This is a genomic window from Halorussus halobius, assembly GCF_004765805.1.
GTDB lineage: Archaea > Halobacteriota > Halobacteria > Halobacteriales > Haladaptataceae > Halorussus > Halorussus halobius.
On sequence record NZ_ML219773.1, the window covers coordinates 806,343 to 833,270 of the forward strand.

Genomic DNA, 26,928 nt, shown 5'->3' on the forward strand with positions numbered 1-26,928 from the left:
GCGAGCGCGCCTCGCCCGTTCAGTCCACCAGGGACGTGGGTTGGTTCGCCGAGCGCACCCAGTGGTTGGTCGCGCTTATCCGAGTATCGCCCGGTCGTTGCCTCACGAAGCGTGACGCGACGATCACCGCAGTTCGTCGTACAGCTGTTCGGCCGCCGTGCGAACGGCCTCGGTACTCTCGCGCTCGGCCGACCAGCCCAGCCCAGCGGCCTTCTCGACCGACAGGGCCATCTTGGGTACGTCGCCGGTCCAGCCCCGGTCGCCACCCGTGTACTCGAAGGCGGGGTCACACCCCACCACGTCGCTGACGATCTCGGCGATGCGCGTGACCGAGACCGTGGTCCGCGTGCCCAGATTGTAGACGTTCGCGGGGTCGTCGGCGCGTTCGACCACGTGTTCCATCCCGGCCACGCAGTCCTCGACGTGGAGGTAGGACTTCTCCTGGCGGCCGTCGCCCAGGATGGTGAGTTCTGTGGGGTCGTCGAGCAACTTCTCGATGAAATCGGAGATGACGTTGTTGCGCTGGTGGGGACCGACAACGTTCGAGAACCGGAACAGCCACGCCGTGAAGTCGTGCGAGTGGGCGTACGTGGTGAACAGTCCCTCGGCGGCCAGCTTGCTCGCACCGTAGGTGCTGACGGGTTCGAGCGGTCCGAAGTCCTCGGGCGTGGGGCGAGGTGCCTCGCCGTAGACGGCCGACGAGGAGGCGAACGCCACTTTCGAGAGGCCCACCTCGTCCATGCGTTCGAGCAGGTTGTACGTCATCCGGTTGTTGGCCTCGAACACCCGGCGGTGGTCGCCCCGGTTGACGTCCGACAGCGCCGCGAGGTGGAAGACCAGGTCGAGGTCGCCGGTCACGACCTCGGCCACGTCGTCGGGGTCGGTGAGGTCGGCCTCGACGAACGTGGCCTCCTCGGGGACCCACTCGCGTCTGCCCTTCGAGCAGTCGTCGGCGACGAGCACGTCGTTGGCCCCGACCAGCGACTCGGTGAGGTGGGTGCCGATGAGCCCGGCACCCCCGGTGACCAGCACCGACTTCCCGGAGAGTTCCATGGGGGAGATAGCGGCCGATTTACGGATATATCTTTACGTTCGGGAGGGCGTTCGAATCGCTTCGCGGAGTGTTCGGCGACGACACCGACGGCGTGAGAGTGTTCGGCGCGGATAGCTATCGATTGAGCCGAGGGGACACCGCAACCGCACCGCAACCACGCCGTACCACAGCCGTAGGCCTCACACCTCCCCAACCTCCTGCGGTCCTCGCTTCGCTGTGGTCCTCGTCCCTCGCGCGCTTGGGCGCGCTCACGAGAGAGCGCGCCAGCGCGCGCCGTGGTGGTCACGTGAACGCCAGCGCGCGCCGGGGTCAGTCATGGTACTCGAATGCGTCGGGGGTCGGGACGGGCGACCGGGCTGCTCTCGCCCGCGTCACCGTTCCGACCGACGCCGCGTCCCCTTTTTCCGGAACCACTAAGCGCGGAGCGCCACTACGCCGGGCCATGAACCGCATCATCGGCGACCGCGACCTCTCGGAGACGCCGTTCTCGGCCGAACAGGCGCGGGCCACCTTCCGGGAACTGGTTCGGGCGCGGGCGTTCGACGACCGAGCGCTCGCGCTCCAGCGACGCGGCTGGATGAGCAGTTGGCCGCCCTACCGGGGCCAGGAGGGCTCGCAGGTCGGGGCCGCGCTGGCGATGGCCGACGACGACTGGCTGGTTCCGACCTACCGCTCGAACGCGATGCAGATAGCCCGCGGCGTCCCGATGAGCGACGTCCTGCTGTTCCGCCGGGGCCGCCCGGAGTTCCACTCGGGCCACGACGTGCCAGCCCTCCCGCAGGCGGTCCCCATCGCCACCCAGATTCCCCACGCGGCGGGCATCGGCATGGCGATGAACTACGAGCGACAGGTGAAAGGCGACGGTGAGAAAGCCAGCGACGGCGCGGACGCCCCGGACAACGCCGCCGCCCTCTGTTACTTCGGTGACGGCGCGACCAGCGAGGGCGACTTCCACGAGGGCATGAACTTCGCGGGCGTGTTCGACGCCCCGACCGTCTTCTTCTGCGAGAACAACGAGTGGGCCATCAGCCTGCCGCGCCACCGCCAGACCGCAAGCGACACCATCGCCCAGAAGGCCGACGCCTACGGCTTCGAGGGCGTGCAGGTCGACGGCAACGACCCGCTCGCGGTGCGGGAGACGGTCGCCGAAGCGCTCGACTCGGCCCGAGACGGCGACCCCGTGCTGGTCGAGAGCCTGACCTACCGACAGGGTGCCCACACGACCAGCGACGACCCGAGCCAGTACGAGGAGGTGCGCCGCGAGTTGCCCGACTGGCGGACCGCCGACCCGCTCGACCGGTACGAGGAGTATCTCCGCGAGCAGGACGTCCTCGACGACGAGTTCGTCGCGGAAGTCGAAGCGGAGGTCGAGACCCAACTCGACGAGGCGGTCGAGCGCGCCGAGTCGGTCGACCCGGGCGACCCCCACGACGTGTTCGACCGGGTCTACGCCGACCTGCCGCCGCGACTGCGCGACCAGAAGGCGTGGCTCGACTCGTTCCGAGCCGACCGCGAGGTACAGGAACTCGACCACTGACGCGCCGGGACGGTGTGCGCCCCGCCGCTCAGTCGATAGCCATGTACGTCTTGGTGTCGGCCACGCCGTCGAGCCCCGAGACGTCCGAGGAGGCGGCGTGCAGCACGTCGTACACCTCCTCGGCGTCGGCCTCGGCGACCACGTCGAACTCGCCCGCGACGACGTGGGCCTCCGTCACCCGGTCGAGGCTCCGGACCGCAGCCAGCACGTCGCCCGAGCGCCCGGCGGCGGTCTTCACCATGATGAACGCGTGGACCATCGCTGTGTGTGATTCCGTACCACGCGAGAAAAACCTTTGGGCGGGGTAACATTATTGAACGCGCCGCGCGTACGGTGGCGTATCCATGCGATTTGTTATCATTGGTGGGGGACGGGTCGGTCTGCGGACGGCCCGCGTGCTCCGCGAGGAGGGCCACGACGTGACGCTCGTGGAGGCCGACGCGGACAAGGCCGACCGGGCGCGCACCGACGACTTCGAGGTGGTCGAGGGGGACGGTTCGAGCGAGGCCGTCCTGGAAGCGGCCGACCTCCCAACTGCCGACGCCGTGGGCGCGCTCACGGGCGACCTCAACGTCAACTTCGCGGCGTGCATGGTCGGCAAGCACCACGGCGCGCGCACCGTCCTGCGCATCGACGAGGACTACCGCGAGGACATCTACCGGAAGTTCGCCAGCGACGTCGACGAGGTTGTCTACCCCGAGCGCCTCGGCGCAATCGGCGCGAAGAACGCGCTGCTCGGCGGGAACGTCCGCGCCATCGCCGACGTCGCCCAGAACCTGCAGGTGGTCGAGCTCACCATCACCGACGAGTCGCCGATGAACGGCTACTCCATCAGCGAACTCTCGTTGCCCGCCAACTCGCGCGTCCTCGCGTTCGGCAAGGAGGACGCGCCGATGGGTATCCCGCTCCCCGACGACTCGCTTGCGGCCGGCGACCGACTCGCCGTACTGGCCGACTTCGACGTGTTAGAGGACGTCCGACGGATTCTCGTGGGCGACGCCAGCAGGGCCACCGCCGACGCGATGCGGGGAGGGACGTAGATGGTCACCGCCTACGTCATGGTCAAGGTCAACACCGGCGAGGCCGACCGACTCAAGAACGCCATCCTCGACCTCGACGGCGTGGTCGACGCCCACATCGTCGCGGGCGACGTGGACATCGTGGCCAAACTCGACGTCGACTCGCCGGGCGACGTCAAGGCCATCGCCGCCGACGGCATCCAGGGGATAGGGGGCGTCGAGGGAACCCACACCTACGTCGCGATGGAGTAGCCGTGACTCACCGGGAGCCCCGCGACCCGCCCTCGTCGTAGTTCTGGGTCGCCCGTTCGCGGAAGCTCGCCGCCGGCTCCCGGTAGTCGTAGCCGGGGACCAGCCCCTGCACCCACGTCCCTTCGACGTACTCCACGACGGCTTTCGCGTCCTCGGCCGCCCGCTCGGGGTCGTCTCGCTCGAACGCCACCGTGACGACGACCGACTCGCCCTCGCGCTCGACGGTGGGGGCCGCCGCCACCTCGGCGTCGGCCACGGTGTGGGCGTCCGCGAGGCGACGGTCGAGGGTGTCGAACCAGCCGTCCTGCACGACCGGCGCGACCGTCTCGCCCTCGACCACGGCGTCGAGAGTCGGGACTCGAACGACGACGCGGTACTCCCGGCGGTCGGTGTCGCCGTCTCGACCCGGGTCGTTCTCGACGCTGACCCCGCCCTCGAACGGGGTGAAGCCGACCCCGAACTCGACTCGGTCGGTCGCGTCGGTTCCCCCGCTCGACTCGTCTCCCTCGCCCGATTCCTCGCGGTCGGCTCGCTCGAACGAGGGGTGTTCCCGGAAGGTGCGCTCGATTCGTTTGTCGGTCACGTCGCCCGGTAGGCGCGTCGTCGACAAGGGCATTGTGACTGGCCGCTCCGAACGCCATATCTACCGGGCTCCCGGGCGTAATATACAACGAAAACAGTTATTACGTAACGAATCGCAACCGCGAAAATACTATGGATGCGTCACCGCAGTCCGAACCGCCGAACGAGTACAGTTCCGACGCTCCACCTGCGGTCGCCGTCGACGGATTGGAAAAGCAGTACGGGAGCGGCGACGACGCGGTTCGGGCGGTCGACGGCGTCAGCTTCGAGGTCGACCCCGGTACCGCCGTCGGTCTACTCGGCCCCAACGGCGCGGGCAAGACGACCACCATCAAGTCGCTGCTCGCGCTCATCGTCCCCACGGCCGGCACCGTCCGAATCGACGGGGTCGACGTCCACGACCGCCCCGGCGACGCCTACGAGCGGATGGGCGCGATGCTGGAGGGCGCGCGCAACGTCTACTGGCGGCTCACGGTCCGCGAGAACGTCCGCTTCTTCTCGGCGCTGGCTGGCAACGAACCCAACGAGCGGGAGGCCCGCCACGACGAACTGCTGGCGCAGTTCGGGCTCGCAGACGAGGCCGACACCCCGGTCCGGGAACTGTCGCGCGGGCAGAAACAGAAGGTGTCGCTGGCGTGTACGATGGCGCGGGACGCCGACGTGGTCTTTCTCGACGAACCGACGCTCGGCCTCGACGTCGAGAGTTCGCTCGAACTCCGGCGGGAACTCCGGAGCCTCGTCGAGGACGACGGCGTCACCGTGTTGCTGTCGAGTCACGACATGGACGTCATCGAGGCGGTGTGTGACCGCGTCGTCATCATGAACGAGGGGCGCGTCGTGGCCGACGACACCGTCGACGACCTGCTCAACCTGTTCAACGCCCAGGTGTACGAGGTGACCGTCGCGGAGTCGCTCGGCGACGACGTCCGCGAGCAGCTCCGGTCGGCGTTCGGCGTCGAGTCGTTCGACGCCCGGGCGGACGGGACCCGGTTTCGCGTCCACGTCACGGGCGACGAGTTCTACGAGGTGGTCGAGACGCTCCGGTCGGCCGAGCTCTCGGTCCGGTCGTTCGACACCGTCGAGCCCGACCTCGAGGAGGTGTTCCTCCGGGTCACCGAGCGGTCGGACGAAGCCGACGCGAGCGGCGACGACGCCGATGCACCGCCCGTCAGCCGAGGTGTGAGCCGATGAGCAACGCCAGGGCGGACGCCTCGGACGACGGCCCCGTCGGCGTCTCAACGCTCCTGCGTCAACTGCTCGTCCAGAAGTTCCTGCTCATGGTTCGGTATCGGGTCGACTTCCTCGGGAGCATCGTGGGGGCGTACGTCTTCTTCGCCATCCTCTTTTTCGGCGGGCAGGCGGCAGTGTCCAGCGTGGGCGGCGGGGCCGGTGCCCTCGGGTCGACGCTGGACGGGTTCATCGTCGGGTGGTTCCTCTACACGATGGCGCAGGCGGCGTACTTCAGTCTCGCCAGCGGCGTCACCCAGGAGTCCGAGTGGGGCACCTTCGAGCAACTGTACATGTCGCCGTACGGCTTCGGGACGGTCATGACCTCGAAGGTGGTCGTCAACCTCGTCGAGAGCGTGTTCTTCGGCGGGGTCATGCTGGCGTTGATGCTCGTAACGACCGGCCGCACGCTCTCGGTCGACCTCGTGACCATCGCCCCGGTCACGCTGCTGGCGCTGCTGTCGGTCGTCGGGCTCGGGTTCGTGTTCGCGGGGCTGGCGCTCGTCTACAAGCGCATCGACAGCTTCTCCCAACTCATGCAGTTCGCCATCATCGGCCTCATCGCGGCACCCGCGGCGGGGCTCTCGCCGCTGCGATTCCTGCCACTTGTCCAGGGGTCGGCCATGCTCCAGGAGGCGATGCGGCAGGGCACCCGGCTCTGGGAGTTCTCGGGGCTCGAAATCGGCGTGCTGGTCGGGACTGCGGTCGTCTACTCGGTGGCGGGATACGCGGTGTTCCGTTACTGCTCGCGGGTCGCCCGCGAGCGTGGCGTGATGGGCCACTACTGAGCCTCGTTTTGACCGATTTCCACGACGCGCTGGTTGTGCGAGCGCACGGGACGCTCGCGGTGGCGCGCGTCGGGAGAATGCGAGGGATGGGATTCGAACCACGCCCAGACGTTCCTGCTCGGTCACGTCCGTTCCCTGCGCGGGCGTGCGACTGGTCTACTTCGAATCCCGCTCTGTTCGGTTTCCACGACGCGCTGGTTTTGCGAGCGCACGGGGCGCTCGCCGTGGCGCGCGTCGGGAGAATGCGAGGGATGGGATTCGAACCCATGGACTCCTACGAGAGCGGGTCTTAAGCCCGCCGCCGTTGGCCAGGCTGGGCAACCCTCGCGCGATTCAGGGTTGTCGGGTCGGCAGGAAGTGGGTTTCGGTCCGGTCGAAACCGGTCCCAGCGAGACCGGATTCGAACTCTCCGTTTGTCGAAAGTATTAATTCGAGGGTACCACACGGTACGGACGAAACACATGACCGGCGGACTCGCGAGGGGATTGTTCTGCAGCCCGCTCAAGCCGTCGTCGTTCGTCGCGGCGCGGACCGACACGGACGCGTCGGAACGACTGGTACAGCTCCGGCCGGCGCTCCTCGAGACGCATCTGACGCTGAAACCCACGCTCGTCTGGCTCGGGCTGACGGTAGCGACGGGACTGCTCGCGACGGTGGTCCTGCTTGCTAACCTCGACTTGCTCGGCTCGAACGGAACCGAGAGCGAATGATGCGGCGACGACAACTTCTCGCGGCTGGCGCAGTTCTCTCGACCGCTGGCTGTCTGCGGTCGGTCACCGAGGAGAACGCGACCGAAACCGGGGACGGTGCGGACGAAACGACCGAAGCGGGGTTTTCGGACGCGACGACGACCGCCGACGGAACCGAGACCGAAACCGAGACCCCCGAGTCGCCCGAGACGGTGACCGGCGACTGGTCGATGCCTCACGCGAGTCCCGGCAACCACCGGTACGCCGACGTCGACGGCGTGGAGGGCGACCTCGCGGCGGTGTGGACCTTCGACCCGGGCGATTCGCTCGCCCCGACCGAGCCGGTGTTTCACGACGGCACGGCTTACGTCGCATCGGACACCCAGAGTACCGTCTGGGCGCTCGACCCGACGACCGGGACTCCGGAGTGGTCGGCCGACGTCGACAGTCCGAACGGCCAAGCCGTCATCGACGGGACGCTCGTCGTGGCCGGTGACGCCGGGGTGCGCGGGTTCGACCCCGAGTCCGGCGACGAGCGGTGGACCGCGGACGTGGACGATCGCTACTACCAGTTCCCCTCGGGGAGCGACGGCACCGCCTACGTCGCGGACGGGACCTCGGTGTACGCTATCGACGTCGAGACCGGCGACCGCGCGTGGCGGTCCCCGGAGTTCGAGGAGCGCGTCTGGGGTCTCGCGGTCCGAAACGGAACGCTCTGTCTGACCCAAAGCAGCAACCAGAACCCCGGACAGGTCGTCGGACTCGACGCCGCCGACGGGACCGAGCTGTGGCGGAGTGGCGACATCACCGACGGTGGTACGTCGAGCGCCCCGTCGATGGCAGACGGCCGCGTGTACGCCGGCGACGTCGGCCAGATGGTCCACGCGTTCGGGGTCGACGACGGGTCGCGGGCGTGGGCGGCCCAGACGAGCGGGTCGACCCACATCACGCCGGCCGTCGGCGATTCGACGGTGTACGCCATGGGAGCCGGGTCGACCGTCTACGCGTTCGGTGCGGAGTACGGAACCCTGGAGTGGCAAGTCGACACCGGCACCGACGAGTACGGTTCACCCGCGGTGACCCGGGACACCGTCTACGTCGGGACCGACGCGGGCGTCCACGGCTTCGACCGCGAGTCCGGCGACGAGGTCGCACGATTCGAGGTCGACGAAATCGTCGAGTGGGTCGTTCCGGCGTCGGGGCTGCTCGTCGTCACGAGCGACGCCGCCGCGTACGGGCTCGTCGGCACCGGGTGAGCCTTGGGGGGCGAGTGAGCCGTCGAGCGCGAGCGAGCCGTCGGCACGAAACGAGAGGACGATTCTACGGCCGCGCTGTGAGTACGAAGTGTCTGGTTTCGGGTGATTAATGTGGACGTGGTTCGACACGCGACCGTGAAGCGACGTACACTCCTCGCCTCCCTCGCGGTCGCGTCGAGCGCGGGCTGCCTGCGGCTCCAGTCCACCGACGGCGGGACGCCGACCGAGGCGGGGGCGACTTCGGGCGAGCAGACCGCCGCGCCTCCCGACGCGACTGCGACCGACGCGACTGCGACCGACGCGCCAGCGACCGACGAACCGGCGACGACGGAAGCACCGACGGCCGCGGAGTCCGACCGGCTCGACCTCCGATGGCGGTCGGGTCTCCGAAGCGACGAGCTCGTTGTCGGGGGCGCGACCCTGTACGCGTTCCCCGGCGACAACGGGGTTCACGCCGTCGATCCGGAGACGGGGGCAACCCGGTGGTCGGCGGCGACCGACGCGACACTCCGCGGTGCCGCGGTCGGCGGCGACGCCGTGTTCGCGGCGGACCGCATGAGCGAGGGGTCGCTGTACGCGGTCGACGTCGACGAGCGGGCGACGCGGTGGTCCGCAGAGATAGGGGGAACGGCTCGTCCCCCGGCGCGTGCGTCCGAGGAGTTCGCGCTGGTCGCGGCGTGGAACGAGGACGAGGGGAGCCGTCTCACGGCGTTCGACCGCGAGACGGGCGAGGAACACTGGACGTGGGAACACGACCGGTCCATCGGCGAGCCCTCGCCGGTCGTGGACGACACGATTTACGTCACCACGACCGGGACGCCGACGATACACGCTATCGACGTGCAGACCGGACGCGAGCAGTGGGTCCTCGAGCAGAGTGCCGCGTTCCCGATCATCGTGACCGACGGCTCGCTCTACTGCGCGTGGACGTCCCGAATCGCCGAGGTCTCACTCCAGGACCGCTCGCAGAAGTGGCAGGTGCGGGTCGACGACACCATCCCGTACCCGCCGGTACTCGCCGACGGACGACTCTTCGCGGGCGTCGACGGTGGCGGGGTCGTCGCACTCGACGTCCGGCGTAGTGAGGAGGTGTGGCGGGCGGACGTCCCGTTCGACGAGGACTCGGCGCTGGCCGTCGGTCCGGACGCCGTCTGGGTCGCCACCGCGTCGGAACTCCACGCGGTCGACCGGGACTCGGCCGGCGCCGAACTCGTCGGGTCGCTCGGCACCTCCGGGACGCACCCGCGGACGAGCGAGGCGCTGTTCCACGACGGGACGCTGGTGCTGTGCCGAGGCGGAAGTCCGATGGAAGCGTACGATGTCGTGGGCTAGCGTCGATCCGACGTGGCGGAGAAGTGCCGTATCTCTTATTCGTTGATGTCGACCGACTCCAGCACGACCTCCTCCTGGGGCTGGTCGTTGGCGTCGGTCGGCACCGAGCCGATCTCCTCGACCACGTCCATGCCGTCGACGACCTTGCCGAACACCGCGTGGCGGTCGTCCAGGTGGGGCTGGGCGTCCAGCGTGATGAAAAACTGCGAGCCGTTGGTGTCGGGGCCGCTGTTTGCCATCGAGAGGACTCCGGCGTCGTCGTGGCGGAGCTCGTCGTGGAACTCGTCGTCGAACTCGTAGCCGGGGCCGCCGCGTCCGGTCTCGGTCGGGTCGCCGCCCTGAATCATGAAGTCCTCGATGACTCGATGGAAGGCGACGTCCTCGTAGAGCGCGTCGCCGCGCGTCTCGCCGCTCTGTGGGTCCTCCCACGTCGTGGTGTCGGGCGCGGGGTCGTCGTTCGCGGCGGGGTCGTGGTCCGCGAGGTTGACGAAGTTCTCGACGGTTCGGGGCGCGCGCTCGTCGTACAGTTCGACCTCGACGTCGCCGCGGTTCGTGTGGAGCGTGGCTGTCAGGTGGTCTGCCATGGGCGAAGAGAGGGCCGCCCGACTAAAAGACTTGCCGGAGACGTCTCCCCGGGACCCGACCGACGGAACGTCGCTGATTCGGCACTCGACCCGTCGGTAGCGCCTGGGACGGGCCGCTGGGGCGCGGCGACCAGCCATATCGCAAGAACCGTTGTCCCGTCCCCGACGGAGGTGTCCGAGCGCGCGGACGACGGGTCGAACGCGACGCGACGGTCCACTCAGAACAGCGGTTCGCCCATCGTCTCGCGCCCGAACGCCAGTACGACGACGCCGCCGAGCGCGAACACGACCGCGAGGGGCGCGAGCGCGGCGAGGTAGCCCGCCTCCACGAGCGCGCCGGCGAGGATGGGGCCCAGAACCGCGCCGACCTTGCCGACGCCCCCGGCGAACCCGTTGCCCGTCGCGCGGACCTCGGTCGGGAACAGTTCGGGCGTGTAGGCGTAGATGGCACCCCACGCGCCCATGGTGAAGAAACTGGCCGCGAGCAGGCCGGCGAGGAACGGCCAGAAGCCCGACAGCCCCGCGCCGAGCAGCGACACGCCGGGCATCGACGCCGCAAACAGGAACGTACAGACCCCCGACAGGACGAGGTAGCTGCCGAGCGTGGGCTTGCGACCGAGCTTCTCGACGAGGTAGGCCGCGCTGACGTAGCCGGGAAACTGGACGAGGCCGATGAGCAGGAAGTAGAGGTAGACGCTCTCTATCGTCGCCCCGGCCACGGTCACCGACCCGACCACGCCCGCCGCGCCAACCGTGTCCGGGAGCCAGATGAACACGCCGTAGTAGCCGAAGTTGACCGCGAACCACGCCGCCGAAATCATCGCGGTGCGGGTCCGGAGGTCGGCGTCGAACAGCCGCGCGTAGCCGGGCGAGGACTCGGTTTCGACCGACTCGGCGGTTATGGGGGTGAACTCCTCGCCGTTCTCCTCGGCGATGGCCGCGATGCGCTCGTTTGCGGCCTCGACGTCGCCCCGGCGCGCGAGGTAGTAGGGCGTCTCGCGCAACTGCCTCCGGATGACGAACACCAGCAGGGCGGGGAACGACGCGCTGGCGAACAGCAGTCGCCACCCAGCGACCTCGCCCACCACGGGGAGCGCGACGACGCCGCCGGTCGGGAGCGCCGAGAGGAACACCCACGCCAGCACCACCGCGAACACGTTGCCCAGCGGCCAGAACGCGTCGAGGTAGACGAGGTAGCGCCCGCGTCGGTCGGTGGGCAGATGCTCGGAGAGATACGAGGTGTCGACCGCCAGCGCGCCACCCAGCCCCACGCCGGTCAGGAATCGGAGCGCGAACCCCGAGTAGAAGCCGGTCGCCAGCGCGGTCAGCCCCGCGAACGCCGAGTACGACAGCACGGTCCACTGGAAGGCGTCCACGCGACCGTACTCGTCGGCGTACCAGCCCCACACCCAGTTGCCCGCTATCATGCCCATCAGGCTCGCGCTCCCCAGCAGGCCGGCCGCGAACCCGGACAGTTCCCACGCGCCGATGAGCACCGGCAGCGTGAAGCTGATGACGATGACCTCCATGCCGTCGAACGCCCACGCGCTCCCGCAGATGGCCAGCAATCGCCGGTGGAATCGCCCGACCGGGATGCGGTCCATCACCTGCGAGACGGTGACCCGTCCCGTCGTACTGTCGCCCATCGATTCGCTCCCTAGACGGGACAGGTCCGGGGTAGTTAAGCTGACGGATGCGGCGTCGATTCGCGGTGCGGTCGGGGCACGGGGTCGGTCGGGGGCAAAAGGCTGGATATAAGTACGCCGGTGCCCGAATTTCGGGGTATGAAAGACCAGGGTCGCTCCACGCGCAAGCGCACGGGCGGTCGACGCCGTCCCCAGCACAAGAAGAAGAAGCACGAACTGGGTCGCGAGCCCACCGAGACCACGGTCGGCGAACCCCGGATTCGTACCATCGACGCCCGAGGTAACACCGAGAAGGTCCGCGCGCTCTCGACGAACGTCGCCAACGTCGCGACCGGCGACGAGACCGTCGAGGCCGACATCGAGGACGTGGTCGAGAACGCGGCCAATCCGAACTACGTCCGGCGGAACATCGTCACCAAGGGCGCGGTCGTCGAGACCAGCGCGGGACGCGCTCGGGTCACCTCCCGGCCCGGCCAGACCGGCACCGTGAGCGCGGTGCTCGTCGACGAGGCGTAACGAACCGTCCCTTCTACGGCGCTCGACTCTCCGTCGCTTCGAGCCCCGCGTCCGTGATCTGGAACTGGGCGGTCTCGCCGGCCGCCTTCGCCCGGTGCTTTTCGAGGGTCGCCCGGCGGTTGCCCCCCCGGAACCGCTCGACGCGGACCACCGTGCCCGTCCAGTGTTCGAGGGTGTGCCCGCCCAGCGCCCGCGTGCGGTCGCTCTCGGGGTCGGCGTACACCTGGTTGGTCAACACGACCGCGAGGTCGTGCTTGCGGGCCAACGACAGCAGGTGGGTCACCTGGTCGGCGACCGCCCGGAGCGCCTCGCCGCCCTCCTCGTCCTCCGAGCGCCTGAGCCGGTAGAACCCCGTGGCGCTGTCGAGCACCACGAGGTCGGCCCGCTCGGCGAGGTCGGCAACGTCCCGGACCGCCTGCTCCTGCTCGTCGAAGTCCATCGCCTCCTTGACGACGATGTTCGAGGTCAACTCCGCCACGTCGGCCGGGCCGGACGCGGCGTCCGCGTCGGGTGCGGCGTCCACGCGGGCCGCCGCGAGCTGCTCGAACCGCGCCAGCGACAGCCCCTCGGTGTCGACGTACACCGCCGTCCCGCCCTCGGCGGCGACCTCGACGGCCGCCCCGAGCGCGAGGTTCGTCTTGCCGGCGGCGGGCGGGCCGTACACCTGCGTCACGGTGCCGCGCTCGAACCCGCCGCCCAGCAGGTCGTCGAGCGGCCCGCATCCGGTCCGGATTGCGTCTTCGGTCACGACCCTGGGTTGGTCCCACCCGGTCAAAAGGCTCCGGGTTCGGCTCGACTCCGTCACTCCTCGGGGTCGGGTTCTAGTGGCTCTCTATCGAGGGCAAGCAGGTCGTAGTCCTGTTCGCTGGAGAGGACGGTTTCGTTTCCGGTCGCAGCGACTCCGGCGTGGAGTGCGTCGAACGGCGTCATCTCGTATTCGTCGACAAACGTCGCTGCCGCGAGAACGGCTTCCTCGTGTGGGTCCGGGCTGACCGGGACCATCTCCAGTAGGTTGGCAACTGCCCGTGGGATGTCGATTTCGTACTCGGCCCGCTCGCGGTCGTAGAACAGCACCAGAACCTCAGCGTACGCCAAGATAGACGTGTGAACGTCTTCGCGCTCTTCGACGGCGCGGACCGCCGGTTCCCGAAGCCAGTCCTCGTCTTTCACTAGCGCTGTCAGGAAGTCGGTTTCGACGTACATCGGTCAGTTGGCGTCGTCCCGCGAACGACGTTCGGCCTCTTCCTGAACGGTCCGAGCGATAGACTCTCGGGCCCGCTGTTTCAACTCGTCGGCATCGTCCCCCTCGAACGCATCCCCAACCGCGTCTCGAAGTCCTTCCAGCGGGTCTTCGTCGACGGGGAACAGCGCGACGTGGCTGGGGAGTTCGACTATTCGGTATCGCTCGCCGAATCGATTGCGCACGTCCTTCGGGAGGTAGATTCTCCCCCGCTCGTCGGTCGACTTCGACATGGACGTTCGTTCGTACGGGAAGAATATAAATCGTTCCCGCCTCTCGGATATTTTCCTGCACAAACGAGGCCGCCGGAGTCAGGTTCGCCCCGAACTGACCCCTCGTGGACCGCCTCTCCCACTCGGAGGCAGACGACCTTTTCACCCCCGGCGACCAATCCCGACCAGTGACAGTCGTCGTCGCCACCGAGGACTTCGAGCTGTACCACGGCGCGGTCGACGAGTTGCGCGACCGGGGCGTGACCTTCACCACGATAGAGCCCGGCGACGACCTGCCCGACGCCACGACGGTCGTGATTCGCGCCGAGAGCGACGACCCCCTCGCCGAGGACGCCCGGACCGTGGTCGCCGACCCCGAGGACCCCCGGCGCGCGGTCGACGAGGCGCTCGCGGTCCTCCGGGGCGGCGAGGGCCGGACCGTGGTCGGGGTCGACCCCGGCACGCGGCCCGGCATCGCGGTCCTGTCGGGCGAAGTCGTGGTCGCGGCGTTCCACGTCCCGCTGGACGACGTGGCCGAGACGGTCCGCCGGGAGGTCGAAGACGCGGTCGACCCCGTGGTCCGCGTCGGGGACGGCGCTCGGTTGCAGGGCGCGCAACTCGTCCGCGAACTGGCGGACGTGCCGGTCGAGCTCGTCGACGAGACCGGCACGACGCCGTATCTGGGGACGGGAGCGCGGGGGATGGGCGACGTGCTGGCCGCGGTGAACATCGCGCGGCTCGACGGCGAGCGCGTCCAGAGTCGCGACGTCGAGCCGACCGCCGGCGAGCTACAGGTCATCAAGAATCGGTCGCGCGAGCGGGGCGAGGACGACCGCGAGATAGACGACCGACTCGCGCGCCGGGTCGCGGCGGGGGAGCTGACGCTGGCCGAGGCGCTGGACGAGCATCGGGACCGCGACGACGGGTCCTGAGCGTCGGGTTCGGCCGGCGTCGCCGACCGAATCCACGATTCCACGACGGAGCCCCGGCCCGACGTTCCGAATCCGAAATTGTGAGCTACATCCTCCGAGGTAGCCACAACATTCACCTGGCGGCCAAACGGCTTTGTAGCGCGACGCCGAAGCTAGCCCATCGCATGCGCCCCGCCGAGACGACGCCGTCGGCCTGCCGCGTGGACGACTCCCCCGGTAGCAAAGGACTTATCCTTCGCGGGCGCGGACCGACAAACAATCCCCGCATCACCGAATCATGAACGAAGTTCAACTAGAGGTGGCAAAGGCGTACCCGAACGACTCGGGCCGCGGCATCGCCCGTCTGGACCCGGACACGCTGTTGCATCTGAAGCTGAGTCCGGGCGACATCATCGAGATAGACGGCGGCGAAACCACCGCCGCGAAGGTGTGGCGGGCGGACCGGCAGGACTGGAACACCGACACCGTCCGCATCGACGGATTCACGCGACAGAACGCCGACGTGGGCATCGGCGAGCGCGTCGAAATCCGGAAGGCCGAGGCCGAGAAGGCCGACAAGCTGGTGCTCGCCCCGCCCGAGGAGGCCAGCGTCCAGTTCGGCTCCGACGCGGCCGGCATGGTCAAGCGCCAGATTCTCAAGCGGCCGGTGGTCGAGCGCGACATCGTCCCCGTGATGTCCTCGACCAACCACCCGTTCATGCGCTCGCCGGGCCAGGCCATCCCGCTCATCGCGGTCGAGACCGAGCCCGAGGGCGTCTGTCTCATCACCGAGGACACCGACGTCGAGCTTCGCGAGGAGCCCATCTCGGGCTTCGAGAAGACCGGCGGGGGAATCACCTACGAGGACATCGGCGGGCTCGAAAACGAGATACAGCGCGTCCGGGAGATGGTCGAGCTCCCGATGAAGCATCCCCAGATATTCAAGAAGCTGGGCATCGAGCCGCCGCAGGGCGTGCTGTTGCACGGTCCGCCCGGCACGGGCAAGACCCTGCTCGCGAAGGCGGTCGCCAACGAGACCTCCGCGAGTTTCTTCTCCATCGCGGGCCCGGAGATCATCTCGAAGTACTACGGGGAGTCCGAGCAACAGCTCCGGGAGATATTCGAGGACGCCACCGAGGAGTCGCCTTCCATCATCTTCATCGACGAACTCGACTCCATCGCGCCCAAGCGCGAGGACGTGACCGGCGAGGTCGAGCGCCGCGTGGTGGCCCAGTTGCTCACCATGATGGACGGCCTCGAGACGCGGGGACAGGTCGTCGTCATCGGCGCGACCAACCGCGTCGACTCGGTCGACCCCGCGCTCCGGCGGCCCGGCCGGTTCGACCGCGAGATCGAGATCGGCGTGCCCGACGAGACGGGCCGCGAGGAGATACTCCAGATTCACACGCGCGGGATGCCCCTCAGCGACGACGTGGACCTCGGCCGGCTCGCCAACGACACCCACGGGTTCGTGGGCGCGGACGTCGAGAGCCTGACAAAGGAGGCCGCGATGAAGGCGCTGCGGCGGTACCTCCCCGAAATCGACCTCGACGAGGAGGATATCCCGCCGAGCCTCATCGACCGGATGATAGTCAAGCGCCAGGACTTCAAGGGCGCGCTCAACGAGGTCGAGCCCTCGGCGATGCGGGAGGTGTTGGTCGAACTGCCGAAGGTGTCGTGGGACGACGTGGGCGGTCTGGAGACCGCCCAGCAGGAGGTCGAGGAGAGCGTCGAGTGGCCGCTGTCCTCGCCCGAGAAGTTCCACCGGATGGGCATCACCCCGCCCAGCGGCGTCCTGTTGTACGGCCCGCCCGGCACGGGCAAGACCCTGATGGCGAAGGCGGTCGCCAACGAGACCGACGCCAACTTCATCTCGGTCCGGGGCCCGCAACTCCTGTCGAAGTGGGTCGGCGAGTCCGAGAAGGCCATCCGCCAGACGTTCCGGAAGGCCCGGCAGGTCTCGCCCACCGTCATCTTCTTCGACGAACTCGACAGCCTCGCGCCCTCCCGCAGCCAGGAGATGGGGAGCAACGTCTCCGAGCGGGTGGTCAACCAGCTGCTCACCGAACTCGACGGGCTCGAAGAGCAGGGCGACGTGATGGTCATCGGCGCGACCAACCGCCCCGACATGATAGACCCCGCGCTCATCCGGTCGGGCCGGTTCGACCGGCTCGTGATGATCGGCCAGCCCGACGAGGAGGGCCGCGAGCAGATTCTGAAGATTCACACGGACGACACGCCGCTGTCGCCGGACGTGAGTCTGCGCGAGCTCGCCGAGATCACCGACGGCTACGTGGGGAGCGACCTCGAATCCATCGCGCGCGAGGCCGCCATCGAGGCGCTGCGCGAGGACGACGACGCCGAGAAAGTCGAGATGCGCCACTTCCGGCAGGCGATGGACAACGTCCGCCCGACCATCACCGACGACCTGCTCGACTACTACGAGCAGATGAAAGAGGAGTTCAAGGGCGGGTCGTCGAGTCCGACCCAGGGCCGGCGCGGCGGCCGCATCGGCTTCCAGTAGCCCGACGACCGGCCGGGCCGGCGTCACTTCGAGCCGGCACCGCTTGCGGGCTCACACGACCCGCGCGGGCGGCGCGCGAACGCGCCGCCAGCGCGGAACTGCGGCGGTCGCAGTCCCGAAGGTCCCTTCTCGTACATAACTGTTTGGGACGCTCGCTGGTCCTGCGTCCGCGTTCCCCGTTTTATGGGTAGTGGGCGAGTACCGCCACGTGCATGACGACAGATAGGACTCGACGGCGGTTCCTCGCGCTCGGCGGCACGGCGGCCCTGGCTGGGCTGGCGGGCTGTACCGGCGCGACGCCGTTCGTCGGCAAGCGAGTGGAGAACGCCGAGACGTACGACGCAGACGCCGTGGACGCGGTCGCCGTGGACGGACAGAACGGCGACGTGACGGTCAGACCCGCCGACGGCGAACAGGTCCGGGTCGAGACGGTCACGCAGTCCGGGTCGGTGTTCGGGGACCTCGACGACGTGAGCGTCGACGTCGCGACCGACGGCGGGGAGTTGCGCGTCGAGACGCGCCAGACCGGCGACGGCTCCTTTTTCGGGGGCGTCCCTTCGGTCGACGTGACGGTCGACCTCCCGATAGACGTCGACCTCGGGGAACTCCGGACGGAGAACGGGAGCGTCGACGTCCGGGGGGTCGCGACCGACGCGACGCTGGTCTCGGAGAACGGGAGTACGACCGCCCGGAACGTCGACGGGTTCGTCGCGGCCGAGACCGAGAACGGGAGCGCGACCGTCCGGGGCGTGTCGGGCGTCGACGGGGTAGCGACCGAGAACGGCTCGGTCGAGGTCGACGTGTCAGACGTCCGGGGCGAGACCGTCGTCGAGAGCGAGAACGGGAGCGTCACGGCGGCGGTCTCGCCCGACCTCGACGCGGACGTGGTCGCGCTCACCGACAACGGCTCGGTCGAGGTCGACCTGCCGGGCCTCGAGAGCTCGGTCCGGAGCGACACGCGGGTCGAGGGGCAACTTGGCGACGGCGGGCCGGAGCTCCGGTTCGTCACCGAGAACGGCGGCGTGACCGTCTCCGAACTGGCGTAGCTCTTTTCGGTCGCGAGCGGACGCGCTCGGGATTTCCGGGCGGAGGCGCTTCGGCGGGGCGGAGAACTGGCCCCGTAGGTCCACGCGGCGTCAGCGAGACTTCGGGCGACGAGTGGAGTGCCAAGTGGGCAACTCCGAAGTTCGGAACTCGGGGAGTCGGAACGGGAGGAACGATAGCGTCAGCGGCGGTCTCGGGCGACTGGAGGATTCGACGCGTCAGCGGCCTTCCTCGGGGCGACGGGAGGGACGGGCGCGTCAGTGGGGTCGTTCAGTTCCGGTCGGGCGCGGCGACCGCGCTCGCCTCCACGTCGTGTTCGCCCAGCAGGGTCTCGGCTATCTTGGCCGAGACGCGGGCGAGCGCGTTCAGCGCGTGGAGGGAGGCGAGCGCGAGCGCCAGTCCGGCCACGGCCGCGCCGACCGCCTCGGGGAAGGTGTCGACGACCAACCGGCCCGACTCGAACGGGCCGACCGAGACGGTCCCGACGTGCAGGCCGACCGTGTACGCCGACGAGTAGGTCAGCGGGGCGGCCAGCAGCGAGACCGACGCCGACAGCAGGCTGACCAGCGCCGTGAACGAGACGACGCCGAGCACGAACTTGACGCCGAGGTAGACGACGTCCAGCCACGTGCCCGGGTCGGTCACGAGTCGCTTCACGGCGTCGACGACGCCGCCGGACCCGAACGTCATCTCGGTCGGAATCTCGGTCCCCAGCAGGCGGTTGGCCAGTTCGGCTTCCACCCGGGCCAGCACGGTCGCGCCCGCGAGGGTCGCCAGCACCAGCGGGACGCCCAGCACCGTCAGCGCGAGGCCGACGCCGGCCGAGAACCCGACCGAGAGCGCGACGAAGTACGCCAGCCCGAGCGGGAACGACAGCAGCAGGTACAGCAGGTTCCGATACGTCTGTGTGCGTGCGGGGACGCCGACGACTGCGGCCGCGGCGTCCCGGAACGGAGTCGTGGTCACGAGTGTCACCTCGTTTTGTCGTCTCGGCCGACGGCCCGTAAACCGGGTCGGGGAGTCGCCGGGTCGGCGACCGAGGGAAACGTTTTTGTATCAGTTCCCTCGGAGCGACAGCAGGATGGCGACGAGGCCGGCGTTGTACGACGCGACCACCGCGAGCAACGTGAGTCCGTCAGACCACGCGAGCGCGGGACTGACGAGCGCGGTCACGACGAACGGAATCGCGGTGAAGCAGGCGATGCCGACCGCCAGCAGCCGCATGGTCTCGCTGCCGTGGCGGCGATAGCCCCGGTAGGCCTGATACGAGACGAACAGGCCGAGCGCGGCCGACAGCATCGACGTGAGCGTGACGAGGTCAGGGGTCATAGATGGCGTACAGGATGGCCGAAAGGCCGACCAGTTCGGACGCGGTCGTGACGAGCAGTCGCGCCGTGAGCGATACGGTCAGCGCGTTCGCGAACGCGAACCGGAGCAGGGTCGGACCGGTGACCAGCAACGCGATTCCGAGTCCGAGGACCAGCATCGGCCGGGTGCCGTTCCGGCGATAGCCCTCGACCAGCCGGTACACCACGACCACTGACAGCGCCGCGGCGACCAGCAGACCGACGATGGCGAGCGTGACGACCGCCGTGGACCCACCGACCGCCGTCTGGAGTGGCGTGACAGCCGTCATTTGAACCCCTCGTACAGTCTGGTGAATCGGTCGACGGCGTCCCCGTCGCGGTCCACGTCGACCTCGATGCCGTCCTCGGTCAGTTCGACGGTGACGCGCTGGAGGCTGGCGGCGTACACCTCGTGGTGGTGGCCGTCGGGGTCGATGCGCTGGTCGGCGTCGAGCAGCCGCTGGTCCTTGAGTCGCTCGACCCGGCGGTAGACCGTCGACTCCGAGGCGTCGCACGCCTCGGCCAGCGCCTCGGCCGACTTGGGCTCGCGGTAGGTCGCCGCGAGGATGGTGCGGGCGTACTCGTCGTCGAGCAGGTCGAACACCGCGTCTGGGTCGTCGACCGCCCCCGCGTCCGAGCCGCCGACCGCGTCGGAGCCGCTCATTCGGACGCCCTCCCGTGCGTCGACACAGCCGGCGCTCGGGCCGGGCGGGCGTCCCGGGTGCGAGCGCCGACTGGGCCGAGCGAGCATTCCATCGCCGTCCGCCGGTCGGTTCGAACGCGGCCCGTTAAAACACTGCGGACGGTCGCCGGGCGCGCGACCCTCCGAACGTTTTTTGCCGCGTAGGGTGCAACTCCCGCCAACTCCGATGGCTACCGACGACCGTCTCGCGGGGTCCGGCGGCGCGCTCCGCGCCGTGTTCGGCGTCCCCTTCCGGCTCCAGACCTATCGGAACCTGCTGTACCTGCTGCTGGCGTTCCCGCTCGGGCTGGCGTACTTCGTCTTCCTCTCGGTCGGCATCTCGCTGGGCGTCGGGCTCGCGTTCGTGGTCGTGGGAATCCCGATACTGCTGGCGGTGCTGGTGATCGCCACGGGTCTCGGGCGGGTCGAGCGCGAACTCGCCGCGCTCCTGCTGGGCGTCGAGTTCGAGTCGGCCGCGTCCTCGCCCGAGGGGTCGGTAGTCGAGTGGGTCAAGCACCTCGTGACCGACCGCGGGACGTGGACGGCGGTCGTCTACCTCGGGACGAAGCTGTTCGTCGGCGTCGTCTCCTTCTTCGTGGTCACGACGGTCCTCGTGACCGCGGTGAGCCTGCTGTTCGTCCCGTTCGTCTACGACCAGCCCGGCGTGTACGTCGGCATCGTGACCGACGCGCCGATCCAGCTCCACCCCTCGCTGTACGTGGCGTGGCAACACCTGCTGGTCGGCGTCGAGGCGGTCGTCGAGATCGGGTCGTGGCAGGTCCGGACCCTCGCGGAGGCGCTGGCCGTGGCGGGGGTCGGCGTCCTGCTCGCGGTCGCGGCGCTCCACCTGCTCAACGGGCTGGCGCGGTTCTCGGCGTGGTACGCCCGACTGATGCTCGGTCCGGGCGCGACCGAGTGACCGCGCGTCGAGCGGTCGTGGCCGGCTCGGTCGCCCGCGCTACTCGTCGGTACCGCAGAACGCCTCGACCGTCCGGTCGGTGACTCCGCCCCGCGAGAACAGCGTGACGATGTCGTCGGGCTCGATTCGGGTGTCCCCGTGGGGCGTCAGCACGGCGTCGTCGCGCTCGATGGCGACCACGAGCGTATCGTCGTCCAACACCCCGCTCCGAACCGCCTCCCCGAGCGTCGTCTCGGCGACGTCGGCGTCGTCGTCGACGGTCACCTCGGCCACCTCCGCGTCGCCCGACAGGCTGATGAAGTCCGTGAGTATCGCGTCCTGGGTCCCCTCGTCCGGCCCGAACGGGGCGTAGGTCCCGGTGGTTTCCTGCTGGACGATGACCTCGTCCTCGATGTCGACCCCCAGGTCCGAGAGCGCGCGGGCGATTCGGCGCAGGTCCTCGGTGTCCTCGCCCACCGCGAGCACGTGGAGGTTGCGCCGGCCAGTCATCAGCTCCCGGATGTTGATGACGCCGGGGATGATGCGGGCCCGGCGAGCTATCGACTCGCGCTCGGACACCGGCGCGTTGCACATGAACAGGTTGGTGAGCCGGCCGTCGGCCTGCTCGAAGTCCACGCTGGCGTGATAGCCCGTGATGACGTCCCGGTCCTCGAGCTGGGCGATGCGGTTCCGAATCGTGCCCGGCGAGACGTTCACCTCCTCGGCGATCGAGGGGGCCGAGACGTTCCTGGCGTCGCCCATCAGCGCGTGGATTATCCGCCGGTCGACCTCGTCCAGTCGGTGGTCCATCCTACGCGCCTCTTGTCCCTCGATGTAAAATAGTGCCTGGTTAGTGAATACGGAATTTCAACGGCCAAATAATCAGCAATCAGTAGTCCTATCGGTGTCTTTATGCTCTTGGCTCCGGAATCTCGGAAGTGATGACCAACTACGTTCGAGCGCGCGGCCGGGTCGATTCCCCGTTCTCGGGGTCGGTGTCCGGTCGCGCTCCGTCCACGGGAGGGAGCTGAGCCGTGACCGAGTCGCTGTTGAGGACGGTGCTCGTCCCCATCGCGAGCGAGGACGACGCCGCGGCCACCTGTCGGGCGCTCCTCCGGGAGGTCGGTGACGAGCGCCCCGCCGTCCACGTCGTCCACGTCATCGAGAAGGCCGGGGGCGCACCCGACAAGGCGGGCGTCGAGCAGCGCGAGGAGCGCGCCGAGCGCATCTTCGGGATAGTCGAGGCCACGCTCGCGGACGAACCGGTCACCGTCGAGACCGACGTCGTCTACGGGACCGACGTGGCCGACGCCATCATCGAGCGGGCGCGCGAGGTCGACGCGACCGCCATCGCGTTCACGCCCCGCGGGGCCAGCCGGTGGACGAAGCTGCTCACGGGCGACGTGGCGCTGAATCTCGTCACTCGCGCGGACCGCCCGGTGATAGTCCTGCCCGCCGACGGCGACGCCGACGCGAACGACGACACATGAGCGAGGAGGAACTCGCGAAGGACCTCGGGCTCCCGTCGGCGCTGGCCATCGGCATGGGGACGATGATCGGCGCGGGCATCTTCGTGCTCCCGGGCGTGGCCGCACAGGAGGCCGGTCCCGTGGTCGTGGCCTCGTTCGTGGTCGGCGGGCTCATCGCCATGGTGAACGCGCTCGCGGTCAGCGAACTCGGCACCGCGATGCCCAAAGCCGGCGGCGGCTACTACTACATCAACCGGGGGCTGGGCCCGCTGTTTGGCTCCATCTCCGGGATGGGCGACTGGATGGGGCTGGCGTTCGCGTCGGCGTTCTACTGCATCGGGTTCGGCGGCTACCTCACCGACCTGCTCGCGGGAACCGCGCTCGCGCTCCCGACGCTCGACCTCGGACTGCTGGTCCTCACGGACGTCCAGCTCGGTGCCGCGCTCGCGGGCGTGCTGTTCGTCGGTATCAACTACGCGGGGGCCAAGGAGACCGGAAACATCCAGACCGGAATCGTCGTCGTCCTGCTGGGGATACTCACGGTGTTCGCGGCGTCGGGCCTGTTCCACTTCGAGTGGGCGACCGTGACCGGCGAGGGCGGGGTCGCCCCGATGGGGATGGGCGCGATACTCCCCGGAACCGCGCTCGTGTTCGTCTCGTTTCTCGGCTACGCGAAGATAGCCACCGTCGCCGAGGAACTGAAGAACCCCGGCCGGAACCTCCCCATCGCGGTCATCGGGAGCGTCGGCGTCGTGACCGTCGTCTACGCGATTCTGGTCGGGATGATGGTCGGCATCGTGCCGTGGAACGGCCTCGACGACAACGTGCCCGTCTCGCAGGTCGCCGAAATCACGTTCGCGGGCGTCCCCGTCCTCGACGCGGTCGGCGTGACGCTCATCTCGCTGGCGGCGATGCTGGCGACCGCCTCCAGCGCGAACGCCTCCATCCTGTCGTCGGCCCGCATCAACTTCGCGATGGGCCGGGACCGCATCGTGACCGACTGGCTCAACGAGATTCACCCCACGTTCGCCACGCCCTACCGGTCGATACTGCTGACCGGGAGCGTCATCGTCGTGTTCATCCTGACGCTGGGCCAGGACCTCGAAGTCCTCTCGAAGGCCGCGAGCGTCCTCCACCTCGTCGTCTACGGCCTGATGAACGTCGCGCTCATCGCGTTCCGGGAGGCCGACGTCCCCGAGTACGACCCCGACTTCGAGGTGCCGCTGTACCCGGTGACGCCGATTGTGGGACTCGTGTCCTCGTTCGGCCTCGTCGGGTTCATGGCTCCGGTGGAAATCGGGCTGGCGCTGGGATTCGTCGCGGTGGCGGTGCTGTGGTACGCGCTGTACGCCCGCACCCAGGCCACCCAGCAGGGCGTGCTCGGTCAGTACGTCCTCGAACGCTCCGAGGAGATGCCCGACGCGGCGGTCACCGCCGCGTCGGCGGCCCAACCCGACGGCTCCGGCCGGTATCGGGTGATGGTGCCGCTGGCGAATCCGGAGACCGAACGCCACCTCGTGGAACTCGCGAGCGCGCTGGCCGCCGAGCGTAACGGCGTCGTCCACGCGGTCCACGTCGTCCAGGTGCCCGACCAGACCTCCCTCGACCAGGGTGCCGACCGGATAGGCGACGAGTCCCGGGAACTGCTGGAGCGCGCCCGCGAACACGCCGCCGCGAACGGGGCCGACGTCGAGACCACGACGATAGTCTCCCACCAGTCGGTCGAGGAGGTGTTCGACGCCGCGCGCGAGCACCGGGCCGACCAGGTCGTGATGGGCTGGGGCGGCGACCGGCCGTGGTCGGCGGGCCGGGCGGAGTCGGCGGTCGAGGAACTCGCTCACGACCTGCCCTGCGACTTCCTCGTGTTGAAAGACCGGGGCTTCGATCCCGCCCGGATTCTGGTGCCGACCGCGGGCGGCCCGGACTCGGACCTCAGCGTGGAGGTCGCCCGGACGCTCCGGTCGGCGACCGGGTCGGAGATTCACCTCCTCCACGTGGTCGACGACGAATCGGAGCGCGAGGCCGGCGAGCGGTTCCTCGCCGAGTGGGCGGCCGAACACGGCTTCGGCGACGCGGTGCTGACGGTCGACGACTCGGGCGACGTCGAGGACGCCATCGCGCGCGAGGCGGCGGACAAGACGCTGGTGGTCATCGGCGCGACCGAGCGCGGGCTGCTCTCGCGGCTGGTCTCGCGGTCGCTCGTGTTCGACGTGGTCGACGACATCGACTCGTCGGTCCTGCTGGCCGAGCGCCCGAGCGACCGGTCGCTCCGCGAGCGCCTGTTCGGCTGAGCGACCGACGCCGGGAGACGCGGTCGAGCTCAGTAGATGAGTTCGTCGTCGTTCTCGACCATGTAGAGGGTCCGGGCGGCGATGTTGACCGCGTGGTCGCCGACGCGTTCGAGGTCCCGGATGGTGAGCAGGAGCCGGGAGACGTCCTCCAGGAGCTGCTCGATCTCCGCCTCGGTGTTGTCCTCCAGTTCGGTCTCGATGAGGTCCCTGACCACGAGTTCGCTGGCGCGTTCACAGCGCTCGTCGAGCCCGTCGTCGCGGGTCGCGACCTCGTAACAGCCCTCGGGGTCGGCCTCGGCGTAGGCGGTCATCGCGTCCTCTAGCATGTCGAGGGTGAGGGTGCCGAGTTCCTGGATGTCGACCTCGGGGAACACGTCGTGGTTGGCCTCGTGGGTGTACTCGCCCAGATTCGTGGCGAGGTCGCCGATGCGTTCGAGGTCGGTGATTATCTTGAACGAGGCCGCGATGGTCCGCAGGTCGGAGGCCACGGGCTGTTGGAGCGCCAGCAGGTCGATGCAGTCGCTCTCGAGGTCGAGGTAGAGCTGGTTGACCTCCTCGTCGCCGTCGATGACCTCCCACGCCAGCTCGTCGTCCTTGCGTTCGAGCGCGTCGAGTCCCATCCGCAACCGCTCCATCACGACCTCGCTCATGTAGAGGACGTTCTCCTGCAACTCGTCGAGCTGTTCCTGATAGTCCTTTCGTGCCATGTGTCGACTGTCGCGCGTCCGGGTGTTGTACTTTGTCCCCCTTCCGAGCCACAGCGTTCAGATACGCAGGTAGAACGAGACGACGCCGGTACGCGGCCCACACCGCTAGGACGGAGGGGCGTCGCCGGGAGCGCAGCCACCGACTGCTCGGAAGGTGCGGTTTGTCCTCCGGTGGGTTTCACGACCGTTCCGCGGGGCGCGGCGTTCGGGCCGCGTCGGCTGGAAGCGGTCACCCGAACTTCCCGGTGATATAGTCCTCGACGCGGTCGTGGTCGGGGTTCTCGAAAATCTTCCCGGTGTCGTCGAACTCCACGAGTTCGCCGCCGGTGAGGAAGACGGCGGTCTTGTCCGAGATGCGGGCGGCCTGTTGCATGTTGTGGGTCACGATGACGACCGTGTACTCCTCGGCGAGTTCGTCGATGAGGTCCTCTATCTGGGAGGTCGCGACCGGGTCGAGCGCGGAGGCGGGTTCGTCCATGAGGATGACCTCCGGGTCGACCGCGATGGCCCGCGCGATGCAGAGCCGCTGTTGCTGGCCGCCCGAGAGGTCGAGCCCGGACTCGTCGAGCTGGTCTTTCACCTCGTCCCAGAGTGCGGCCCCGCGGAGTGCCTGCTCGACCTGCTCGTCGAGGTTCTCGGTCCGGCCCTGCAGTTTCAGCCCGTAGGCGACGTTGTCGTAGATGCTCTTGGGGAACGGGTTGGGCTGCTGGAACACCATCCCGATGCGCCGCCGGAGCGCCACCGGGTCGACGTCGTCGTCGTAGACGTTCTTGTTCTGAAAGAGGAGGTCGCCCTCGATTCGGGCGGCGTCGATGAGGTCGTTCATCCGGTTGATACACCGCAGGAACGTCGACTTCCCACAGCCCGACGGGCCTATCATCGCCGTCACCTGCCGTTCGGGAATCTGGATGCTCACGTCGTCGAGCGCCTGGGTGTCGCCGTAGTACACGTCGAGGTGCCGGGACTCGATGACGGTGCGGCCCGCACCGGTCGCCCGCGCCGCGTCGCCGGACTCGACCGCCTCCGTCCCCGGCGTCGGCGAGGTGAGCGATTCGTCGGCGTCCGCCTCGAAGTCGGTGTCTGTCCCGGTGTCGGAAGTCGTCACGTTGTCGTTGCTCATTG

At 68.8% G+C, this 26,928-nt stretch carries 30 protein-coding genes and 1 tRNA gene; 15 read left to right on the forward strand and 16 right to left on the reverse strand.

Annotated features, from left to right (window positions below; translation table 11 throughout):
• Positions 1-123 precede the first annotated feature (123 nt).
• Positions 124-1,053 carry an NAD-dependent epimerase/dehydratase family protein gene (locus EPL03_RS04095; RefSeq protein ID WP_135828050.1) on the reverse strand — a complete coding sequence of 310 codons (930 nt, stop codon included), beginning with the start codon at positions 1,051-1,053 and terminating at the stop codon, positions 124-126.
• Positions 1,054-1,496: 443 nt separating this feature from the next.
• Here EPL03_RS04095 and EPL03_RS04100 point away from each other — a divergent pair, with 443 nt between their 5' ends.
• Positions 1,497-2,591 (forward strand): thiamine pyrophosphate-dependent enzyme, encoded by a 1,095-nt coding sequence (locus EPL03_RS04100; RefSeq protein WP_135828051.1) that lies wholly within the window; start codon positions 1,497-1,499, stop codon positions 2,589-2,591.
• A 28-nt stretch (positions 2,592-2,619) separates the two neighbouring features.
• On the opposite strand, the gene EPL03_RS04105 is transcribed toward EPL03_RS04100, so the two are convergent.
• On the reverse strand, positions 2,620-2,850 hold the full coding sequence (locus EPL03_RS04105) for an Lrp/AsnC ligand binding domain-containing protein (protein WP_135828052.1): 231 nt from the start codon (positions 2,848-2,850) through the stop codon (positions 2,620-2,622).
• A gap of 85 nt (positions 2,851-2,935) precedes the next feature.
• On the opposite strand from EPL03_RS04105, the gene EPL03_RS04110 reads away from it, so the two are divergent.
• Complete coding sequence (locus EPL03_RS04110; protein WP_135828053.1) at positions 2,936-3,631, forward strand: potassium channel family protein; 696 nt, start codon at positions 2,936-2,938, stop codon at positions 3,629-3,631.
• Entirely contained in the window at positions 3,632-3,862 is a 231-nt protein-coding gene (locus EPL03_RS04115) for an Lrp/AsnC family transcriptional regulator (RefSeq protein WP_135828054.1), read from the forward strand. It abuts the gene before it with no gap.
• A gap of 7 nt (positions 3,863-3,869) precedes the next feature.
• Here the strand turns inward: EPL03_RS04115 and EPL03_RS04120 are convergent, their stop codons facing one another.
• On the reverse strand, positions 3,870-4,445 hold the full coding sequence (locus EPL03_RS04120; protein ID WP_135828055.1) for a DUF5813 family protein: 576 nt from the start codon (positions 4,443-4,445) through the stop codon (positions 3,870-3,872).
• A gap of 131 nt (positions 4,446-4,576) precedes the next feature.
• Here EPL03_RS04120 and EPL03_RS04125 point away from each other — a divergent pair, with 131 nt between their 5' ends.
• Both EPL03_RS04125 and EPL03_RS04130 read left to right on the forward strand, forming a co-directional pair.
• A complete protein-coding gene (locus EPL03_RS04125) occupies positions 4,577-5,635 on the forward strand; it encodes an ABC transporter ATP-binding protein (protein WP_135828056.1) in 1,059 nt (352 codons plus the stop codon).
• The gene (locus EPL03_RS04130; protein WP_135828057.1) at positions 5,632-6,459 is read left to right on the forward strand and encodes an ABC transporter permease; all 828 of its coding nucleotides are present in this window, start codon (positions 5,632-5,634) and stop codon (positions 6,457-6,459) included. The genes EPL03_RS04125 and EPL03_RS04130 overlap by 4 nt, the downstream gene beginning before the upstream one ends.
• A 243-nt stretch (positions 6,460-6,702) precedes the next feature.
• On the opposite strand, the gene EPL03_RS04135 is transcribed toward EPL03_RS04130, so the two are convergent.
• Positions 6,703-6,787 (reverse strand) — tRNA-Leu (locus EPL03_RS04135).
• A 133-nt stretch (positions 6,788-6,920) separates the two neighbouring features.
• Here EPL03_RS04135 and EPL03_RS04140 point away from each other — a divergent pair.
• From EPL03_RS04140 to EPL03_RS04150, 3 genes are all read left to right on the forward strand, one after another.
• Complete coding sequence (locus EPL03_RS04140; RefSeq protein WP_135828058.1) at positions 6,921-7,169, forward strand: hypothetical protein; 249 nt, start codon at positions 6,921-6,923, stop codon at positions 7,167-7,169.
• Complete coding sequence (locus EPL03_RS04145) at positions 7,166-8,404, forward strand: outer membrane protein assembly factor BamB family protein (RefSeq protein ID WP_135828059.1); 1,239 nt, start codon at positions 7,166-7,168, stop codon at positions 8,402-8,404. Before EPL03_RS04140 ends, EPL03_RS04145 begins: the two co-directional genes overlap by 4 nt.
• Before the next feature lie 135 nt (positions 8,405-8,539).
• Positions 8,540-9,736, forward strand: a complete 1,197-nt coding sequence (locus tag EPL03_RS04150; RefSeq protein WP_135828060.1) for an outer membrane protein assembly factor BamB family protein — start codon at positions 8,540-8,542, stop codon at positions 9,734-9,736.
• A gap of 35 nt (positions 9,737-9,771) precedes the next feature.
• Here EPL03_RS04150 and EPL03_RS04155 read toward each other — a convergent pair whose 3' ends face one another.
• Entirely contained in the window at positions 9,772-10,320 is a 549-nt protein-coding gene (locus EPL03_RS04155) for a peptidylprolyl isomerase (protein WP_135828061.1), read from the reverse strand.
• Positions 10,321-10,538: 218 nt separating this feature from the next.
• Complete coding sequence (locus tag EPL03_RS04160) at positions 10,539-11,966, reverse strand: MFS transporter (protein ID WP_135828062.1); 1,428 nt, start codon at positions 11,964-11,966, stop codon at positions 10,539-10,541.
• A 138-nt stretch (positions 11,967-12,104) separates the two neighbouring features.
• Here EPL03_RS04160 and EPL03_RS04165 point away from each other — a divergent pair, with 138 nt between their 5' ends.
• On the forward strand, positions 12,105-12,482 hold the full coding sequence (locus tag EPL03_RS04165) for a 30S ribosomal protein S8e (RefSeq protein ID WP_135828063.1): 378 nt from the start codon (positions 12,105-12,107) through the stop codon (positions 12,480-12,482).
• Positions 12,483-12,495: 13 nt separating this feature from the next.
• Here EPL03_RS04165 and radB read toward each other — a convergent pair whose 3' ends face one another.
• From radB to EPL03_RS04180, 3 genes are read right to left on the reverse strand one after another with little or no spacing between them, the layout of a single operon-like run.
• Positions 12,496-13,230 carry a DNA repair and recombination protein RadB gene (gene radB / locus EPL03_RS04170; protein ID WP_135828064.1) on the reverse strand — a complete coding sequence of 245 codons (735 nt, stop codon included), beginning with the start codon at positions 13,228-13,230 and terminating at the stop codon, positions 12,496-12,498.
• A 53-nt stretch (positions 13,231-13,283) separates the two neighbouring features.
• Positions 13,284-13,685: a PIN domain-containing protein gene (locus EPL03_RS04175; RefSeq protein WP_135828065.1), complete on the reverse strand. Its 402-nt coding sequence runs from the start codon at positions 13,683-13,685 to the stop codon at positions 13,284-13,286.
• A 3-nt stretch (positions 13,686-13,688) separates the two neighbouring features.
• Positions 13,689-13,955, reverse strand: coding sequence for an AbrB/MazE/SpoVT family DNA-binding domain-containing protein (locus EPL03_RS04180; RefSeq protein WP_135828066.1), 267 nt, complete (start codon positions 13,953-13,955; stop codon positions 13,689-13,691).
• Positions 13,956-14,122: 167 nt separating this feature from the next.
• On the opposite strand from EPL03_RS04180, the gene EPL03_RS04185 reads away from it, so the two are divergent.
• The 3 genes from EPL03_RS04185 (at position 14,123) to EPL03_RS04195 (ending at position 18,415) form a co-directional block, all read left to right on the forward strand.
• On the forward strand, positions 14,123-14,866 hold the full coding sequence (locus tag EPL03_RS04185; RefSeq protein ID WP_135828067.1) for a hypothetical protein: 744 nt from the start codon (positions 14,123-14,125) through the stop codon (positions 14,864-14,866).
• Positions 14,867-15,143: 277 nt separating this feature from the next.
• Positions 15,144-17,369 carry a CDC48 family AAA ATPase gene (locus EPL03_RS04190; RefSeq protein WP_135828068.1) on the forward strand — a complete coding sequence of 742 codons (2,226 nt, stop codon included), beginning with the start codon at positions 15,144-15,146 and terminating at the stop codon, positions 17,367-17,369.
• A 212-nt stretch (positions 17,370-17,581) separates the two neighbouring features.
• A complete protein-coding gene (locus tag EPL03_RS04195; RefSeq protein WP_135828069.1) occupies positions 17,582-18,415 on the forward strand; it encodes a DUF4097 domain-containing protein in 834 nt (277 codons plus the stop codon).
• Between the two features lie 268 nt (positions 18,416-18,683).
• On the opposite strand, the gene EPL03_RS04200 is transcribed toward EPL03_RS04195, so the two are convergent.
• From EPL03_RS04200 to EPL03_RS04215, 4 genes are all read right to left on the reverse strand, one after another.
• A complete protein-coding gene (locus EPL03_RS04200; protein ID WP_244605194.1) occupies positions 18,684-19,379 on the reverse strand; it encodes a sensor domain-containing protein in 696 nt (231 codons plus the stop codon).
• 90 nt (positions 19,380-19,469) lie between these two features.
• Complete coding sequence (locus EPL03_RS04205) at positions 19,470-19,742, reverse strand: DUF7521 family protein (protein WP_135828071.1); 273 nt, start codon at positions 19,740-19,742, stop codon at positions 19,470-19,472.
• Positions 19,732-20,049, reverse strand: a complete 318-nt coding sequence (locus tag EPL03_RS04210; protein ID WP_135828072.1) for a hypothetical protein — start codon at positions 20,047-20,049, stop codon at positions 19,732-19,734. Before EPL03_RS04210 ends, EPL03_RS04205 begins: the two co-directional genes overlap by 11 nt.
• Entirely contained in the window at positions 20,046-20,423 is a 378-nt protein-coding gene (locus EPL03_RS04215; RefSeq protein ID WP_135828073.1) for an ArsR/SmtB family transcription factor, read from the reverse strand. The genes EPL03_RS04210 and EPL03_RS04215 overlap by 4 nt, the downstream gene beginning before the upstream one ends.
• 205 nt (positions 20,424-20,628) lie before the next feature.
• On the opposite strand from EPL03_RS04215, the gene EPL03_RS04220 reads away from it, so the two are divergent.
• Positions 20,629-21,360: a sensor domain-containing protein gene (locus EPL03_RS04220; protein ID WP_135828074.1), complete on the forward strand. Its 732-nt coding sequence runs from the start codon at positions 20,629-20,631 to the stop codon at positions 21,358-21,360.
• Positions 21,361-21,399: 39 nt separating this feature from the next.
• Here the strand turns inward: EPL03_RS04220 and EPL03_RS04225 are convergent, their stop codons facing one another.
• Complete coding sequence (locus EPL03_RS04225; protein WP_135828075.1) at positions 21,400-22,149, reverse strand: Lrp/AsnC family transcriptional regulator; 750 nt, start codon at positions 22,147-22,149, stop codon at positions 21,400-21,402.
• A gap of 224 nt (positions 22,150-22,373) precedes the next feature.
• On the opposite strand from EPL03_RS04225, the gene EPL03_RS04230 reads away from it, so the two are divergent.
• Both EPL03_RS04230 and EPL03_RS04235 read left to right on the forward strand, forming a co-directional pair.
• The gene (locus EPL03_RS04230) at positions 22,374-22,829 is read left to right on the forward strand and encodes a universal stress protein (protein ID WP_135828076.1); all 456 of its coding nucleotides are present in this window, start codon (positions 22,374-22,376) and stop codon (positions 22,827-22,829) included.
• Entirely contained in the window at positions 22,826-25,099 is a 2,274-nt protein-coding gene (locus EPL03_RS04235) for an amino acid permease (RefSeq protein ID WP_135828077.1), read from the forward strand. Before EPL03_RS04230 ends, EPL03_RS04235 begins: the two co-directional genes overlap by 4 nt.
• 29 nt (positions 25,100-25,128) lie before the next feature.
• Here EPL03_RS04235 and phoU read toward each other — a convergent pair whose 3' ends face one another.
• Complete coding sequence (phoU, locus tag EPL03_RS04240) at positions 25,129-25,806, reverse strand: phosphate signaling complex protein PhoU (protein WP_135828078.1); 678 nt, start codon at positions 25,804-25,806, stop codon at positions 25,129-25,131.
• A gap of 229 nt (positions 25,807-26,035) precedes the next feature.
• A complete protein-coding gene (pstB, locus tag EPL03_RS04245; RefSeq protein ID WP_135828079.1) occupies positions 26,036-26,926 on the reverse strand; it encodes a phosphate ABC transporter ATP-binding protein PstB in 891 nt (296 codons plus the stop codon).
• Positions 26,927-26,928: the final 2 nt, after the last annotated feature.

Bases quoted from the DNA above. Each gene is read 5' to 3' on its own strand.
- EPL03_RS04095 (WP_135828050.1), bottom strand. From the start codon at position 1,053: ATGGAACTCTCCGGGAAGTCGGTGCTGGTCACCGGGGGTGCCGGGCTC.
- EPL03_RS04100 (WP_135828051.1), top strand. From the start codon at position 1,497: ATGAACCGCATCATCGGCGACCGCGACCTCTCGGAGACGCCGTTCTCG.
- EPL03_RS04105 (WP_135828052.1), bottom strand. From the start codon at position 2,850: ATGGTCCACGCGTTCATCATGGTGAAGACCGCCGCCGGGCGCTCGGGC.
- EPL03_RS04110 (WP_135828053.1), top strand. From the start codon at position 2,936: ATGCGATTTGTTATCATTGGTGGGGGACGGGTCGGTCTGCGGACGGCC.
- EPL03_RS04115 (WP_135828054.1), top strand. From the start codon at position 3,632: ATGGTCACCGCCTACGTCATGGTCAAGGTCAACACCGGCGAGGCCGAC.
- EPL03_RS04125 (WP_135828056.1), top strand. From the start codon at position 4,577: ATGGATGCGTCACCGCAGTCCGAACCGCCGAACGAGTACAGTTCCGAC.
- EPL03_RS04130 (WP_135828057.1), top strand. From the start codon at position 5,632: ATGAGCAACGCCAGGGCGGACGCCTCGGACGACGGCCCCGTCGGCGTC.
- EPL03_RS04140 (WP_135828058.1), top strand. From the start codon at position 6,921: ATGACCGGCGGACTCGCGAGGGGATTGTTCTGCAGCCCGCTCAAGCCG.
- EPL03_RS04145 (WP_135828059.1), top strand. From the start codon at position 7,166: ATGATGCGGCGACGACAACTTCTCGCGGCTGGCGCAGTTCTCTCGACC.
- EPL03_RS04155 (WP_135828061.1), bottom strand. From the start codon at position 10,320: ATGGCAGACCACCTGACAGCCACGCTCCACACGAACCGCGGCGACGTC.
- EPL03_RS04160 (WP_135828062.1), bottom strand. From the start codon at position 11,966: ATGGGCGACAGTACGACGGGACGGGTCACCGTCTCGCAGGTGATGGAC.
- EPL03_RS04165 (WP_135828063.1), top strand. From the start codon at position 12,105: ATGAAAGACCAGGGTCGCTCCACGCGCAAGCGCACGGGCGGTCGACGC.
- EPL03_RS04175 (WP_135828065.1), bottom strand. From the start codon at position 13,685: ATGTACGTCGAAACCGACTTCCTGACAGCGCTAGTGAAAGACGAGGAC.
- EPL03_RS04180 (WP_135828066.1), bottom strand. From the start codon at position 13,955: ATGTCGAAGTCGACCGACGAGCGGGGGAGAATCTACCTCCCGAAGGAC.
- EPL03_RS04190 (WP_135828068.1), top strand. From the start codon at position 15,144: ATGAACGAAGTTCAACTAGAGGTGGCAAAGGCGTACCCGAACGACTCG.
- EPL03_RS04195 (WP_135828069.1), top strand. From the start codon at position 17,582: ATGACGACAGATAGGACTCGACGGCGGTTCCTCGCGCTCGGCGGCACG.
- EPL03_RS04205 (WP_135828071.1), bottom strand. From the start codon at position 19,742: ATGACCCCTGACCTCGTCACGCTCACGTCGATGCTGTCGGCCGCGCTC.
- EPL03_RS04210 (WP_135828072.1), bottom strand. From the start codon at position 20,049: ATGACGGCTGTCACGCCACTCCAGACGGCGGTCGGTGGGTCCACGGCG.
- EPL03_RS04215 (WP_135828073.1), bottom strand. From the start codon at position 20,423: ATGAGCGGCTCCGACGCGGTCGGCGGCTCGGACGCGGGGGCGGTCGAC.
- EPL03_RS04220 (WP_135828074.1), top strand. From the start codon at position 20,629: ATGGCTACCGACGACCGTCTCGCGGGGTCCGGCGGCGCGCTCCGCGCC.
- EPL03_RS04225 (WP_135828075.1), bottom strand. From the start codon at position 22,149: ATGGACCACCGACTGGACGAGGTCGACCGGCGGATAATCCACGCGCTG.
- EPL03_RS04235 (WP_135828077.1), top strand. From the start codon at position 22,826: ATGAGCGAGGAGGAACTCGCGAAGGACCTCGGGCTCCCGTCGGCGCTG.
- phoU (WP_135828078.1), bottom strand. From the start codon at position 25,806: ATGGCACGAAAGGACTATCAGGAACAGCTCGACGAGTTGCAGGAGAAC.
- pstB (WP_135828079.1), bottom strand. From the start codon at position 26,926: ATGAGCAACGACAACGTGACGACTTCCGACACCGGGACAGACACCGAC.